Genomic DNA, 14,444 nt, shown 5'->3' with positions numbered 1-14,444 from the left:
GCTCGAGCTGCCGACCATCTGACATTCTGCCGACCACCCCTCGGCCCGAAGCCCGCGCTCGGCCGACCGCGCACGCCGCGCCCGCCCGACCGTGCCCGCCCGACCGCGCCCGGCCCGGAACCGTGCCCCGTCAGGCGCGGAGCGCCTGGTCCAGGTCTCGCCAGAGGTCCTCGACGTCCTCGATGCCGACCGACAGGCGCAGCAGGTCCTCGGGCACGGTGTGCGCCTCGGTGCCCCAGCGGCGGCGGCGCTCCAGCATCGACTCGACGCCGCCCAGCGACGTGGCGGGCAGCCAGAGGCCCACGGCGTCGACCACGGCGTCGGCCCGCTCGACCGGCCCGACGCCGGCGCGCGGCGCCGGCCGCACCCCGAGGATCGCGCCGAACCCGTTCATCTGCGCCTTCGCGCGCTCGTGCCCCGGATCGCCGGGCAGCGAGGGGTGCCGCACCTCGGCGACGTCGGGGTGCTCCGCGAGCCGGCGGGCGAGCTCGGCGGCCGTGGCCTGGGCCCGCTCGAACCGCAGCGCGAGGGTGCGCAGGCCGCGCAGGGCGAGCCACACCTCGAACGGCCCGGCGATCGCGCCGTGCAGCGTGCGGTGCTCGCGCAGCGTTGCGGCCAGCTCGGCGTCGCGCGTCACGAGCGCGCCCAGCACGACGTCGGAGTGGCCCGCCAGGTACTTGGTCACCGAGTGCAGCACGATGTCGGCGCCGTGCTCCAGCGGGCGCTGCCCGAGCGGCGTCGCGAAGGTGTTGTCCACCACCGACCGCACCCCGGCGGCCCGGGCGGCCCCGAGCACGGCGGGCAGGTCCGCGACCTCCAGCATGGGGTTGGTGGGCGACTCGGCCAGGAACAGGTCGGCGCCCTCCAGCGCGGCGACCACGGCGTCCGTGTCCGCGATGTCCACGTACCGCAGCGTCACGCCGTGCCGCTCCGAGATCTGGCGCGCCAGCACCATGCCCGCCTGGTAGGCGTGCCGGGGCAGCACGAGCGTGCCGCCGTCGGGCACCAGGGAGAAGACGGCGGCGATCGCGGCCATCCCGGAGGAGAACACGAGCGCCTCGCCGGGCTCCCCCGCCCCCGCCTCCAGCGCGGCCAGCGCCGACTCGAACGGGTGCCAGGCGTCGTTGTCGCCGCGCGCGTAGGAGAGCTCGCCGGAGGTGACCACGCCGCGCGACACGTATGTCGAGTTCAGCGGCACGGACGGGTTGATGTGCCCGCCCTGCTCGCGCGCCGGGCGGCCGGCGGCGACGACGAGGGTGGCGGGGGCGAGCCCGCTCGGCCCGGGGTGCTGCGCGGCGTCGTGCTGCGTCGCGGGGTGCTCAGGGGTGGTGCTCATGGTCGGGAGAATACGACCGCCCCGCGGACGGCGCCCCGCCCGTCCGCAGGGCGACCTGTCAGACCCAGGTGACGTGTCAGACCCGGACGTGTCAGACCCACAGGTCCCCCGGGTGACCTACGCGTCTGACACGTCCGGGGTGGGTGTCCGGACCCGCCGGATCACCAGCGACATGAGCGCCGCGCCCGCGCACAGCGCCCCCGCGCCGTACCAGACGGCGTCGTACGAGCCGGTCATGTCGCGCACCAGGCCGCCCGCGAAGGCCACCACACCCGCGCCGACCTGGTGCGACGCGAGCACCCAGCCGAACACGATGGGCGCGTCCTCGCCGTAGAACTCCCGGCACAGGGCGAGCGTCGGCGGCACGGTCGCCACCCAGTCCAGCCCGTAGAACACGATGAAGAACACCATCGGCATCTCGACGTTCGGGGCCATCAGGGACGGCAGGAACAGCAGGGCCACACCGCGCAGCGTGTAGTAGACGCCGAGCAGCACGCGCGGCGAGTACCGGTCGGTCAGCCAGCCGGACCCGATGGTGCCGATCACGTCGACGACGCCGATCACGGCGAGCAGGCTCGCCGCCACGGTGATGGGCATGCCGTGGTCGTGCGCCCCGGGCACGAAGTGCGTGCGGACCAGCCCGTTCGTCGTCGCGCCACAGATCGCGAACGCCCCGGCCAGGAGCCAGAACGGACCCGTGCGGGCGGCGTCGAACAGCGCGGTGACGGCCCGGCGGGCCGCGCCGCGCGTCGGCGCGGGCTTGGGCGCGTAGGTGCCGCCGTAGGGCGCCAGCCCCATGTCGGCAGGGTGGTCGCGCAGCAGGAAGAGCACCAGCGGGATGGCCACGAGCGACGCGATGGCCACCGTGACCGACGCCGGCCGCCAGCCCTGGTTCTCCACGATCCACGCGAGCAGCGGCAGGAACACGAGCTGGCCCGACGCCGTGGCCGCCGTCAGGACGCCGCTGACCAGGCCGCGCCGGGCCACGAACCAGCGCCCCGTCACCGTCGCGGTGAACGCGAGCGCCATGCTGCCGCTGCCCACCCCGACCAGCAGGCCCCAGCCGAGCACGAACTGCCAGGGTTCCGACATCCAGACGGTCGACAGGGCGCCGCCCGTGATGACGACGAGCGCGACGCTGACCACGGGGCGCATGCCGAACCGGTCCATCAGGGCGGCGGCGAACGGCGCCGTCAGCCCGTAGAGCACGGACTGGAGGCCGACGGCGAAGCCGATGGTGGCGCGCGACCAGCCGAGCTCCGCGTTCAGCGGGTCCACGAACAGGCCGGGCGCCGCAGTGAACGCCGCGGCGCACATGACGGTCACGAAGCTGACCAGGGCCACCCACCAGGCGGGGTGGATGCGGGGCGCGGTGCGCCGCGGTGGCTGCGAGGCGTTCTGGCCCGCCGGCACGGGGACGTCTGTCTGGGTCACGGGATCAGCATGCTGGGGCGGGACGGCGGGAACCAGTGGCCGGAGGGACACACAACGCTAGGTTCGGGCCATATGATCGAGACATGGCCCAGCACACCCCGCCTCGGCATCGCGTGGCCGTCCTGATCCGGCCCGGCTTCATCCCGTTCGAGCTCGGCATCCCGCACCGGATCTTCGGTATCGCGCGCGACGCCGAGCACCGGCCCCTGTACGAGGTCGTGACCTGCACGCCCGGCGGCCCGGGCCTGGTGCGGTCGGACTCCGACGTGCTCGTCCAGGTGGAGCACGGGCCCGAGGTGCTGGAGACGGCGGACACCGTGGTGGTCCCGGCGTCGCACACCTCGGGGCCCGACGGCACGGACCCGGCCGTCGGCGACCCGGTCCTCGAACCCGAGCTCGCCGCGGCGCTCGCCCGGATCCGGCCGGGCGCCCGGCTCATGTCGATCTGCACGGGCGCGTTCGTGCTCGCGGCGGCGGGCCTGCTCGACGGCCGCCCCGCCACGACCCACTGGCTGGAGAGCGACCGGTTCCGCCGGCTCTACCCGGGCGTGGGGCTCGACCCGGACGTGCTGTACACCGACGACGGCGACGTGCTCACCTCGGCGGGCGTCGCCTCCGGCGTCGACCTGTGCCTGCACGTGGTGCGGCGGGACCACGGCACCGCCGTCGCGCAGGACGTCGCGCGCCGCACCGTGGTGCCGCCCCATCGCGACGGCGGCCAGGCGCAGTACATCCGGCGGCCCGTGGGGATCGAGCGGGCGGTCGAGCGGGCCGGGACCTCGGGCGCGGCCGCCGCGGGGAGCCGCGGCGCGAGCACGGCCGCCGCCCGCGCCTGGGCGCTCGACCGGCTCGACGAGCCGCTGACGCTGTCCGACCTGGCGCGGCACGCCGCGATGTCGGTGCGCACCTTCACGCGGCGGTTCCGCGACGAGACCGGCGAGAGCCCCGCCCAGTGGCTGACCCGCCAGCGGGTCGAGCACGCGCGGACCCTGCTGGAGGGCACGGCGCTGCCGGTCGAGCAGGTCGCGCGGCGGTGCGGGTTCGGCACGGCGCAATCGCTGCGGGCCCATCTGACGGCGGCGCTGGGCGTGACGCCGTCGGCCTACCGGAGGACGTTCCGCCGGGCGGCGTGACGGCACACGCCGTTCGAGCTGACACACACGCTGGTCGAGCTTGTCGAGACCCGGGGAGGTCTCGACAAGCTCGACCAGCGCTTCCGGCTCGACCAGCGACTACGGGGTCAGGACTCCGGGACCGGGTACGGGAACGCGTCCGTCACGCCGATGAGGTCGTACTCCATCTTGCTGGCGTCGAAGTCGGCCTCCCAGTTGCCGTTGGTCACCTCGTTGCACTGGTACGACTGGTACGACTGGTCGGTCGTCTCGCCCACCTCGATGTTGCTGAACGAGAACGCGCAGCCGCCCGCGTCCATGTGGATGCCCCGGGTGCCGCTGTCCGGCATCTCGCCCACCGGGTCGGGGATGACGTCGCCGATGACCATCTGGTCCACCGTGTTCTGCACCGGGTACGGGTCCTGGTTGTCGACGCCGTAGGTGTAGAACGCGCCCATGTCGCCGGAGTCGAGGCCGGCCTCGTCGATCTGGATGTACCGGAAGGTGTTGTGGTCGGTGTACTGGTCGCCGTCCACCACCTCGGGCCGGGACTCCAGGCTGATGCCGTACCGGGCGGAGTGCCGCACGTTCACGTGCTCGACGAGGTTGTCGCCGGTGCCCATGAGCTCGATGCCCGAGGCGTCGCCGGGGACGAGCTCGCCCACGTGGTGGATGTAGAGGTTGCGGAAGGTGTGGTGGTGCGAGATGTCACCCTCGCCCGGCCAGCCGCCCTCGACCTTGATGCCGTCGGCGCCGAGGTTCTCCAGGAGGGAGTTCTCGACGGTCAGGTTGTCGTTGGCGAACAGCGCGTAGACGCCCATGAAGCCGGTGTCGCGGATGTGCATGCCGGTGAGCGTGATGTCGCTCGTGTTCTCCAGCGTCACGGCCCCGAACCGGTTGCGCGGCATCTCGATCTGCCGGTCGTACTCCGGGTACTTGTGCTCCTCGCCGGAGTCGCCCGCGCTGATCCAGCCCGAGCGGTACCAGCTGACGAAGTCGGAGTACTGGATGCCGATGCCGTCGAACGTGATGTCGTGCGCCTTGTCGTCGGGCGTGGCCCCCTTGACGTCGATCACCTTGGTGACCGTGGGCTTCATGATCGTGACGCCGTCGATGTCGCCGCGCGGCTTGTAGTACAGCTCGCCGGCCTCACGGTCGATGTAGTACTCGCCCGCCTGGTCCAGGAACGGCAGGGCGTTCTGGATGAAGTAGCGCGAGCCGCTGCGGCTGTTCACCAGGGCGTAGCGCGCCCAGTGGTCGAGCGTGGCGAAACCCTTGCGGTAGTCGGCGCCGCCGATCGGCACGATGTCGGTGAACCAGCTCCACGAACCGCCGGACCACAGCGTGACCTGGGCGTCCTTGAGCGGGTTGCTCTCGGGGGTGTCGTCCCAGGCCGGGTCCCAGTCGCCGTCCTGCCAGTACAGCCACTGGTGCACGGCCTCCTTCTCGGGCTCGCCGAGCCGCGAGAACAGGTACGGCCCCTGGGTGTCGTCCGAGCCGCGGTTGGGGTAGCGGGCCAGCTCGGAGCGTTCGCCGTCCTCGAAGAGGGTGTAGAACTGCTCGTCGGGGTCGACCTGGGTCTTGTAGATGCCGTCCTGGTACTCCTCCCAGCCGGTCACCTCCTCGGCGCCCACGAGGTTGGCCTTGCCCGGGCCGTCGCTGCTGCGGTAGACGATCTGGTGCCCGCCGGCGCCCGAGTCCTCCTGCGTGAACGCGATGGTCTCCGTGACGGGGTAGTCACCCGCCGCGAGGTTCACCGTGATGTCGCACCGCTGCCGGCCCTCCTTGTTGAGGCCCGCCTCCTGGATGTGCGCGCGGGCGCGGTCGACCGTCCTGAACGGGTCCTTGGCCGTGCCCTTGCCCTGGTCGTCGCCCGTCGGCGACACGTAGAGCTGCTGGCACCTCGCGGACGTCGCCGCGACCGCGGCGTCGGCGAGCCGGTCGAGCGCGACCCCGCCGCCTCCCGCGGCGGCGACCAGGCTCAGCGCGGCGACCGCCACGGTGCTGGTCTGAATCCAATTCCTGGACATCTGTGTCCTTTCGTGGGTGCGGTTCTTACGGGTGGTTCGGTGAGGTAGGTCTGTGGGGTAGGCGGGTGGGTCGGCGCGCCGGGTCAGGCCGTCGGTTCGACGACGTACGTGGCCCCGCGGCGCGTCCGGAAGACGGCGAGGCCCTCCTCGGGCCGCTCGACGTCGACCGGGCCGCCGGGGCCGGAGACGCGGACCGGGCCCTGCGTGCGCAGCCGGATGGTGCTGCCCGCCAGCGACCGGACGCGGGCGGACGTGAGGACGCCGTCCCGCCAGGTCAGGGCGAGCTCGAAGGCGCCACGCGTGCGCAGGCCGCGCACCTTCCCGTCGGGGAAGGCGGCCGGCAGGCACGGCAGCAGCCACACCTCGCCGGAGTGGCTCTGCACGAGGGTCTCGTTGATCGCCGAGGTGCCTCCGAAGTTGCCGTCGATCTGGAACGGCGGGTGCAGGTCGAACAGGTTCGGCGCGGTGCGCCCGGGCGAGAGGAGCTGCTTCAGGTGGGTGTAGACGCCGTCCCGCTGGAGCAGCCGGGCGCGGATGTTCATCTTCCACGCGAGCGACCAGCCCGCCGTGACCGCGGGACCGCGGAGCTCGAGCGACCGGTTGGCCGCCGCGGCCAGCTCGGGCGTGCGGCGCGGGGTGATCTGGTCGCTGGGGAACACGCCCCACAGGTGCGAGACGTGCCGGCTGGTCTCCTGCGCGGCCTCCTCCCAGTCGATCAGCCACTCCTGGACCTGCCCCAGGAAGCCGATCTGGTTGGGCGGCAGCTGCTCGCGCGCGGCCAGCGCCTGCGCGGCCATCTCGCGGTCCTGGCCGAGCACCTCGGACGCCCGGTCGAACGCCGTGAACAGGTCCCGCAGGATCTGCATGTCCATGGTCGGGCCGGCGCACATGCTCACGCCCACGTTGTCGATGTCGTGGTGCTTGAGCTCGGGCGAGTGCGAGGGGCTGGTCACCAGGTAGCCGGTCGCGGCGTCCTGCACGAGGGTGTCGAGGAAGAACTCGACCGACCCGCGCAGCACCGGGAAGTACTCCCGCAGCACGTCGAGGTCGCCGGTGTACTCGTAGTGCTCCCAGAACAGCAGCGAGAGCCAGGCGCCGCCGGTGGGCCAGACGCCGTAGTACGCGAAGTCCACGGGCGCCGACCCGCGCCACAGGTCGGTGTTGTGGTGCGCCACCCACCCCTTGGCGCCCCACATCTTCTGCGCCGTCCGGGCGCCGGACTCGGCGAGCTCCTCGATCATCGCGAAGAGCGGCTCCCAGCACTCGGCCAGGTTCGCCGGGCCCGCGGGCCAGTAGTTCATCTGGCAGTTGATGTTCAGGGTGTACTTCGACTGCCACGGCGGCAGCATCTGGTCGTTCCACAGGCCCTGCAGGTTGGCCGGCTGGCCCGGCGTCCGCGAGCTGGAGATCAGCAGGTAGCGGCCGAACTGGTAGTACAGCGCCGCGAGCTGCGGGTCCTGGCCGTCGCGGAAGGCAGCGACCCGCTGGTCGGTCGGCAGGTCGACGGACGCCGACGTGCCCAGGTCGATGTCCACCCGGCCGAACATCTCCTGGTGGTCGCGCACGTGGGCGCGCCGCAGGATGCCGTACCCCTGGTCCGGGATCCGCTCCAGCGGGGCGAGGGCCGCCGCGAGGTGGTCGCCGCCGACGTCGAGGTAGTTCCGGTGGCTGGTGCCGATGGAGACGACCAGCGTCACGGCGTCGGCGCCCCGCACGTGCAGGCCGGTGTCGTCGCAGGTCACGGCGCCGCCCTCGGGCAGGGCGCGGGCCAGGCTGACGAACCGCACCTTGCCCTCCAGGCCCTCGGCCTCGCCGCTCGTGCCCTCCAGGGCGAGCGTGCGGGCGTCGTGCGCGTACGTCGACGTCTCCTGGAGCGACTGGTAGCCGGCGTCGAACGAGATCGCGCCCCGCTCGCTCGCGGTCAGCCGCATCACGATCACCTGGTGGGCGTGGCTGCCGAACACCTCACGGGTGTGGCGCACGCCGTCGGCAACGAAGGTGGTGGTCGTGATGGCGGTGTTCAGGTCGAGCGACCGTCGGTAGTCCGTGACGTCGTCGGTCAGGCCGGGGAAGTCCGGCCCGGAGAAGCCTGGCCCGGAGAAGTTGATGAGCAGGTCGCCGACGGGCTGGTACTGCATCTGCTCCGTGGGGCGGCCCATGAACCGCTCGTCGGCGAGGTTCTGGGCCTCCAGCCACTTCTCCTCGCTGATCAGCCGGCGGATCTCCGGCAGGGCCTCGTGCCCGAGCGGGTCGGCGTAGTCGTGCGGGCCGCCGGCCCAGACCGTGTCCTCGTTGAGCATGAGCTTCTCGGCCGCGACGCCGCCGAACACCATGGCGCCGAGCCGCCCGTTGCCGATGGCCAGCGCCTGCAGCCACTGCTCGGCCGGGGCGGTGTACCAGAGCCGCATCGGGTTGGTGTCGGGGGCCTCGGGCTCCTCGGCGGGGTCGGCGGCCGCCACCGCCGGGGCGTGCCCGGCGAGCGCGAACGCACCCGCGGTCAGGCCGGTCGTGCGCAGGAGATCTCTTCGCGTGATCGGATTCATCGAGCGACTCCTTCGTCCTCTTGGTCAGCACAGGCAGCGCAGCCAGCACTTCGCCATCACCGTTGAACGACGCGGGGCTAAATGTAGTACGTCACATGTATCACAAGTCAAGAGTGCAGAGTCAGTTGGTGTGAGTCCGGAGTGCCGGTCGGGCAGGAAGTGGCCGATCCGTGACCCCACGGTCGGCGGACCTGCACCTACGCTGGGAACATGGGACGAGCCGGACACCGCACCGCCCTGACCACAGCCCCGACGCTGGCCGCTGCCGGGACGATCGCCGCGTGCGCGGCGCTGCTCCTGGCCGGGTGCACGAGCGCGCAGGGGCCCGGGAGCGACGAGTCCGGCCCTGCGCCGATCGCTTCGGGGCCGGACGCGTCGCAGGAGCCGTCAGAGCCTTCGGAGCCCTCGGAGTCGGCGGGCGCGGGCGACGACGCGAGCGAGCCCGCCGAGCCGGGACCGGAGCCCGAACCAGCGGCCTCGGCCACGGAGACCGCCTCCGGACCGGCCTTCGCCGCGAACACGAGGCCCGACACCGCGGAGCCCTCCGGCGCGGGTGACACGTTCCTGACCGTCACGGACGTGCGCGTCGGCGTGCACGACGGCTACGACCGGGTCGTCCTCGACCTCGACGGCACGGGCAGCGGCAAGCCCGGCTGGCGCGTCGAGTACGTGGACCAGGCCGTCGACGACGGCTCCGGGGACACCGTGCGCGTGGACGGCGACGCGATCCTGCGGGTGTCGATCTCGGGCACGGCGACCCCGACGGACAGCGGCGTCGACGAGTTCTCGGGCGACCGTATCGAGCCGGTGGACACCCAGTCGATCGACGAGATCGTGTACCGGTACTGGTTCGAGGGGTACACGACGGCGTTCCTCGGCGTCGACGGGGAGCGCCCGTTCCGGGTGTTCCTGCTGGAGGACCCGATGCGTGTGGTGGTCGACGTCCAGCACTGAGCGCCCGGCCACGCGGGCCGGGCGCTCAGGACTGCACCAGAACGCCGGAGCCCGGCGTCAGACCAGCACGCTCAGCCCGCGACCTCGGACTTCTGGGGCCGCGCCAGCAGCGCCGCCGCGAGCTCGGACAGCGGCAGCCTGCCCGCCAGCACTTCGACGACGCCCGCGGTGATCGGCATCTCGACGTCGTGCGCGCGGGCGAGCTCCAGTACGGACTCCGACGACTTGACGCCCTCGGCCGTGCCGCCGGTCGCCTTGATCGCCTCGGCGAGCGTGAGGCCCTCGCCCACGTGCTTGCCGAGCCGGTGGTTGCGCGACAGCGGCGACGCGCACGTCGCCATCAGGTCGCCCATGCCTGCGAGGCCGGAGAACGTGGCGGCGTCGGCGCCCAGCGCGAGGCCGAGGCGTGTGATCTCCACCAGGCCGCGCGTGATGAGCGTGGCCAGCGTGTTCCAGCCGAGGCCCTGGCCCTGCGCCATGCCGGCGGCCAGGGCGATGATGTTCTTCACCGCGCCGCACAGCTCCACGCCTACCACGTCGGTGTTCGTGTACGGGCGGAAGTACCCGGTCGAGCAGGCGGAGGCCACGAGCTGGGCCGTGGCCTCGCTGCGCGAGGCGACCACGGTCGCCGTCGGCTGCCGCTCGGCGATCTCGGGCGCCAGGTTCGGCCCGGAGACGACGGCGACGCGCTCGTCGGGCAGCTCCAGCACCTCGGCCATGACCTGGGTCATGCGCTTGTCCGTGCCGAGCTCGACGCCCTTCATCAGGGAGACGACGACGGCGCCCGGCGCCGCCACCTCGTGCACCAGGTGCTTCATCGACTCCAGCGTGGCGCGGGCCACCTGGGACGGCACGGAGACGACGACGATCGACGCGTCACGCAGGGCGACCGCCGGGTCGGTGGTGCCGTGCATCGGGGGCAGCTGCACGCCCGGCAGGTACTTCTCGTTGCGGTGCGTGCTGTCCACGGCGTCGAGCACGGCGGCGTCGCGGCCCCACAGGGTGACGTCGCAGCCGGCGTCGGCCAGCACCATCGCGAACGTGGTGCCCATCGAGCCGGCGCCGAGCACGGCGACCTTCGTCCGTCCGTGCACGGTGTCCTCTGCCTTGGTGCCCTCTGTCTTCGCGCCCTCTGTCTTCGTCACGTCGCTCACGGGCGCTCCACCGGCGGGTAGCTCGTCATCTTGGCCTCGTAGTCGGGGTGCTTGCGCAGGTCGAACCGCGGCTTCGGGGCCTTCTCGCCGCGGATCTGCTCCAGCTCGACGGTGATGGCGTCCATGATGCGGCTCGTGGCCTCACGCAGCGTGGCGGTGTCCTGCGGCCGGTCGTACAGGTCGCTCAGGTCCACGGGCGGGCCGGTCTGGATGGTCACCTTCTTGCGCGGGAACGGCTTGAGCACGCGGCTGTACCGGCCGAGGATCTCCGTGACGCCCCACTGGGCGACCGGGAGCACGGGCAGGCGGGTCGTCAGCGCGATGCGGGCCACGCCGGTCTTGCCCTCCATGGGCCAGTACTCAGGGTCGCGCGTCAGGGTGCCCTCGGGCAGGATCGCGACGCAGGCGCCGTCGCCGAGCTGGCTCGCGGCGTCCTTCAGCGACTCGGCGGACTTCGCGGAGTCCCGGTCCACCGGGATCATCTTGGTGCCCCGCAGGGCCCACCCCGTCAGCGGCGAGTCGAACAGGCCACGCTTGGCCAGGATGCGGGGCTCGCGGCCCATGTCGAAGAGGTAGTGCGCCAGCGTCAGCGCGTCGAGCTCGGTGACGTGGTTGGCCGCGGCGATGAACCCGCCCTTGGCCGGGAAGTTCTCGCCGCCCTTCCACTCGTACTTGCACAGCGCGAACATGAGGTTCCGCACGATGAACGCGACGAAGCGATACATGCGCGACTCGGGGCGTGGGATGGACACGGCCGAAAGGATACTCGGCCGAGACGTGTCAGACGCTCAGGTCCCCCGGGGGACCTGAGCGTCTGACAAGTGCGGGGAGTAGGTCAGCCGCGGACGACCTCGGCGCCCAGGGCCTCCAGCTTGTCCTGGAAGTTCTCGTAGCCGCGGTCGATCAGGCCGATGCCGCGCACCGTCGACTGCCCCTTGGCGGCCAGCGCCGCGATGAGGTGGCTGAAGCCGCCGCGCAGGTCCGGGACCTCGATGTCGGCCGCCGAGAGCGGCGTCGGGCCGGAGACGACGGCGGAGTGGTGGAAGTTGCGCTGGCCGAACCGGCAGTCGCGACCGCCCAGGCACTCCTTGTAGACCTGGATCGTGGCGCCCATCTTGCGCAGCGCGTCCGTGAAGCCGAACCGGTTCTCGTACACGGTCTCGTGCACGATCGACAGGCCGGTGGCCTGCGTGAGCGCGACGACGAGCGGCTGCTGCCAGTCCGTCATGAAGCCGGGGTGGACGTCAGTCTCCAGCACGATGGACTTGAGGTCGCCGCCGGCGTGCCAGAAGCGGATGCCGTCGTCCTGCACCTCGAAGCGGCCGCCGACCTTCCGGAAGGTGTTGAGGAAGGTCATCATCTCGGGCTGGGTGGCGCCCTTGACGGTGATGTCGCCGCCGGTGGCCAGGGCAGCGGAGGCCCAGGAGGCGGTCTCGATGCGGTCGTTCAGCGCCGTGTGGGTGTAGCCCTCGAGGCGGTCGACGCCCTCGATGCGGATCACGCGGTCGGTGTCGACCGAGATGATCGCGCCCATCTTCTGCAGCACCGCGATGAGGTCCATGATCTCGGGCTCGATCGCCGCGCCCGAGAGCTCGGTGATGCCGTCCGCGCGGACCGCCGTCAGCAGGGTCTGCTCGGTGGCGCCCACCGACGGGTACGGCAGCGAGATCTTGGTGCCCTGCAGGCGCCGCGGCGCGCGCAGGTGGATGCCGTTGGGCCGCTTGTCCACGACGGCGCCGAACTGGCGCAGGATGTCGAGGTGGTAGTTGATGGGCCGGTCGCCGATGCGGCAGCCGCCCAGGTCGGGGATGAACGCCTCGCCGAGACGGTGCAGCAGCGGCCCGCAGAACAGGATCGGGATACGGCTGGACCCGGCGTGCGCGTCGATGTCGGCCACGTGGGCGGACTCGACGTTGGACGGGTCGAGGTCCAGGATGCCGGCGTCGGTGTCGTACTTGACGTTCACGCCGTGCAGGTCCAGGAGCCCCGAGACGACCTTGACGTCACGGATCTGCGGGACGTTCCGCAGCACGCTCGGGGTCTCCCCCAGCAGAGAAGCCACCATGGACTTCGACACGAAGTTCTTTGCGCCTCGAACGGTGATGGTCCCGTTCAACGGGTTGCCGCCGTTCACATACAGCAGATCGTTCATATCCTCGTCGTCGTCTCGTTCGTTCCGATGATGGATTTCCGATGGCGGAGCCTCCGGGGGCGCCCGGTCGATCCTGCCCCTCACCGCCGGTCGTGCCAACACGGCAACCAGTGGGAGTATTCACCGTTCACCACACCTTCACTCGCGACGCACCAGGCCGCAGTTCGACACGCCGTGTGTGCACATCGCTCGCGCATGACAGGTCGCACGACCGTGCTTGCCGACGGCGGCAGCCTACGTCAAGACCCCATCCGTATCGCGAGACGCCCTTCCCGGATGGCGGACGACGCGCCTAATCTCGCGAGCATGAGCACCTCCGCAGCACCGACCGCCGGGACCCCCGGCGGCGAGGAGAGCACAGCGCCGGCCGGGAATCCCCGCGGCCGCGTCGTCGTCGCCTCCCTCATCGGTACCTCCATCGAGTTCTATGACTTCTACATCTACGCGACCGCGGCCTCGCTGGTCTTCCCGGCCCTGTTCTTCCCGAACGCCGAGGACCCGACCACGCAGCTCCTGTCGTCGTTCGCCGTCTTCGGCGTCGCCTTCGTGGCGCGGCCGGTCGGCTCGGTCCTGTTCGGGCACTTCGGTGACCGGATCGGCCGCAAGGCGACGCTGGTCGCGTCGCTGCTCACGATGGGTATCGCGACGGTCCTGATCGGCCTCATCCCCGCGGCGTCGACCCCCGGCTGGGCCCTGGCGGCCCCCGCGGTGCTCGTGCTGTGCCGGTTCTGCCAGGGCCTCGGCCTCGGCGGCGAGTGGAGCGGCGCCGCCCTGCTGGCCACCGAGAACGCGCCCGAGGGCAAGCGCGCCATCTACGGCACGTTCCCGCAGCTCGGCGCGCCCATCGGCTTCATCCTCGCCAACACGGTGTTCATCGCCCTGTCGACGTCGCTCACGCCCGAGCAGTTCGCGGCCTGGGGCTGGCGCATCCCGTTCATCGCGTCGGCGATCCTCGTGATCGTGGGCCTGTGGGTGCGGCTCTCGCTGCTGGAGACCCCGGCGTTCCGCAAGGTGCTCGCGGCCGAGGCCGTCAGCAAGGTGCCGGTGGCCCGCGTCTTCCGCACGTCGTGGAAGCAGATCGTCTCGGGCACGTTCATCATGCTCGCCACGTACGTGCTGTTCTACCTGATGACGACGTTCACGCTGAACTACGGCGTGGCGGTCACCGAGCCGACCGACGGCTCCCCCGCCGGCCTCGGCTACGAGAAGATCGACTTCCTCTGGATGCTGATCGTGGGCGTCGTGTTCTTCGGCATCTTCACGCTCGCGTCCGGTCCGATGGCGGAGAAGTTCGGCCGCCGCAAGCACCTCATCTGGGTCACCGTCGCGATCATCGTGTTCGGCGCCCTGTTCGTGCCGCTGTTCGCCGCGGGCGACATCGGTGTGCAGACCCTGCTGATCATCGGCTTCACGCTCATGGGCCTCACGTTCGGCCCGATGGCGGCCGTGCTGCCCGAGCTGTTCCCGGCCAACGTCCGGTACACGGGCTCCGGCATCGCGTACAACCTGTCGTCGGTGCTCGGCGCCGCCGTGGCCCCGTTCATCGCCGTGTGGCTGTGGGCCAAGGGCGACGGCTCGCCGGTGCTCGTGGGCGTCTACCTCTCCGCGATGGCCGTGATCACGCTGGTCGCGCTGATCCTGGAGCGCGAGACGCGCGACGTCGACTACGCGGACAACGTCGGGGACTGATCCCCGCTGCCCGACGCCGTCGCGCGCCTCCCGTACGGGA

At 71.7% G+C, this 14,444-nt stretch carries 10 protein-coding genes; 3 read left to right on the top strand and 7 right to left on the bottom strand.

The features are described from left to right. Positions 1–130 precede the first annotated feature (130 nt). Together ACFU5G_RS24065 and ACFU5G_RS24060 are read right to left on the bottom strand one after the other, a co-directional pair. Positions 131–1,336: a trans-sulfuration enzyme family protein gene (locus ACFU5G_RS24065; protein ID WP_377250471.1), complete on the bottom strand. Its 1,206-nt coding sequence runs from the start codon at positions 1,334–1,336 to the stop codon at positions 131–133. 117 nt (positions 1,337–1,453) lie between these two features. Continuing rightward, positions 1,454–2,770, bottom strand: a complete 1,317-nt coding sequence (locus ACFU5G_RS24060) for an MFS transporter (RefSeq protein WP_377250469.1) — start codon at positions 2,768–2,770, stop codon at positions 1,454–1,456. Positions 2,771–2,853: 83 nt separating this feature from the next. Here ACFU5G_RS24060 and ACFU5G_RS24055 point away from each other — a divergent pair, with 83 nt between their 5' ends. Continuing rightward, positions 2,854–3,903, top strand: coding sequence for a GlxA family transcriptional regulator (locus tag ACFU5G_RS24055; protein ID WP_377250467.1), 1,050 nt, complete (start codon positions 2,854–2,856; stop codon positions 3,901–3,903). A gap of 107 nt (positions 3,904–4,010) precedes the next feature. Here ACFU5G_RS24055 and ACFU5G_RS24050 read toward each other — a convergent pair whose 3' ends face one another. Together ACFU5G_RS24050 and ACFU5G_RS24045 are read right to left on the bottom strand one after the other, a co-directional pair. Continuing rightward, entirely contained in the window at positions 4,011–5,912 is a 1,902-nt protein-coding gene (locus tag ACFU5G_RS24050) for a right-handed parallel beta-helix repeat-containing protein (protein ID WP_377250465.1), read from the bottom strand. Positions 5,913–5,995: 83 nt separating this feature from the next. Next, positions 5,996–8,455, bottom strand: coding sequence for a glycoside hydrolase N-terminal domain-containing protein (locus ACFU5G_RS24045; RefSeq protein WP_377250462.1), 2,460 nt, complete (start codon positions 8,453–8,455; stop codon positions 5,996–5,998). A 210-nt stretch (positions 8,456–8,665) separates the two neighbouring features. Between ACFU5G_RS24045 and ACFU5G_RS24040 the strand changes: the two genes are divergently transcribed. Next, the gene (locus ACFU5G_RS24040; protein ID WP_377250460.1) at positions 8,666–9,409 is read left to right on the top strand and encodes a hypothetical protein; all 744 of its coding nucleotides are present in this window, start codon (positions 8,666–8,668) and stop codon (positions 9,407–9,409) included. A 71-nt stretch (positions 9,410–9,480) separates the two neighbouring features. Here ACFU5G_RS24040 and ACFU5G_RS24035 read toward each other — a convergent pair whose 3' ends face one another. The 3 genes from ACFU5G_RS24035 to murA form a co-directional block, all read right to left on the bottom strand. Continuing rightward, on the bottom strand, positions 9,481–10,503 hold the full coding sequence (locus tag ACFU5G_RS24035) for an NAD(P)H-dependent glycerol-3-phosphate dehydrogenase (protein ID WP_377250473.1): 1,023 nt from the start codon (positions 10,501–10,503) through the stop codon (positions 9,481–9,483). A gap of 56 nt (positions 10,504–10,559) precedes the next feature. Beyond that, positions 10,560–11,315 carry a lysophospholipid acyltransferase family protein gene (locus tag ACFU5G_RS24030; protein WP_377250458.1) on the bottom strand — a complete coding sequence of 252 codons (756 nt, stop codon included), beginning with the start codon at positions 11,313–11,315 and terminating at the stop codon, positions 10,560–10,562. 83 nt (positions 11,316–11,398) lie between these two features. Next, positions 11,399–12,715 (bottom strand): UDP-N-acetylglucosamine 1-carboxyvinyltransferase, encoded by a 1,317-nt coding sequence (gene murA, locus ACFU5G_RS24025; RefSeq protein WP_020013735.1) that lies wholly within the window; start codon positions 12,713–12,715, stop codon positions 11,399–11,401. 306 nt (positions 12,716–13,021) lie between these two features. Here murA and ACFU5G_RS24020 point away from each other — a divergent pair, with 306 nt between their 5' ends. Continuing rightward, entirely contained in the window at positions 13,022–14,404 is a 1,383-nt protein-coding gene (locus ACFU5G_RS24020; protein WP_377250455.1) for an MFS transporter, read from the top strand. The last annotated feature ends 40 nt before the right edge of the window (positions 14,405–14,444 follow it).

It is taken from the genome of Promicromonospora sp. NPDC057488, from assembly GCF_042802395.1.
Classification (GTDB): domain Bacteria; phylum Actinomycetota; class Actinomycetes; order Actinomycetales; family Cellulomonadaceae; genus Promicromonospora.
The sequence above is the reverse complement of the archived record's forward strand: the minus strand, read 5'-3'. Positions and strand labels throughout refer to the sequence as shown.